Source organism: Pseudooceanicola lipolyticus (genome assembly GCF_002786325.1).
GTDB lineage: Bacteria > Pseudomonadota > Alphaproteobacteria > Rhodobacterales > Rhodobacteraceae > Pseudooceanicola_C > Pseudooceanicola_C lipolyticus.
The window spans coordinates 1-582 of the sequence record NZ_PGTB01000428.1; the positions used below are offsets into that span (position 1 = coordinate 1).

2 protein-coding genes are annotated in these 582 nt (G+C 73.5%); both read left to right on the plus strand.

Features of this window, described 5'->3' with window-relative positions:
• Positions 1-218 (plus strand): hypothetical protein (locus CVM52_RS27355; RefSeq protein ID WP_370741731.1); only part of this gene is annotated, 218 nt, incomplete at its 5' end.
• Between the two features lie 55 nt (positions 219-273).
• A partial coding sequence (locus CVM52_RS26425) for a hypothetical protein (RefSeq protein ID WP_205965052.1) occupies positions 274-582 on the plus strand: 309 nt, incomplete at its 3' end.

Genomic DNA, 582 nt, shown 5'->3' on the forward strand with positions numbered 1-582 from the left:
AGGCCCGCGCCGCGCTGCTGCAGGAGGGGCAGGCCCGGCTGGGTGACAGCAATGCCCGGCTGCAGGGCGATCTGGAGCAGGCCCGCCAGGAGCTGGCAGCCGGGCAGGCGCGGATTGCCGCGCTCGAAGCCGAGGCCGGCCGTTTCTTCACCTCGCGCTCCTATCGGCTGACCGCGCCGCTGCGCCGGATGCGGGCGGTGCTCCGGGGCCGCGAATGATATATGCGCCCGGCCCGGCGGGGGACAGACCGGCGGGGGACAGAAAGGAACCGCGATGATCGAGAAGATGCTGGCCGATCTGCCCCAGCCGGTGGCGCGGATCGTGCATATCGGTGCCGGGACGGGCACCGGCCTGCCGGCCTGCCTGGCCAGCGGCGCGGCGCGGATCCTGCTGGTCGAGGCGGATCCGGATGTCGCCGCGCAGCTGGCCGCCGAGACCGCGCAGGAGCCCCGGGTCGAGGTGATTGCCGCGGCGGTCTCCGCCGATTTGCGGCCGCGGCCGTTTTACCGCACCAATTTCCCCGAGCTGGACAGCCTGCGCCCGCCCGCCGCGGCGCTGAAAGAGCTGTTCCCGGGGCTGAAG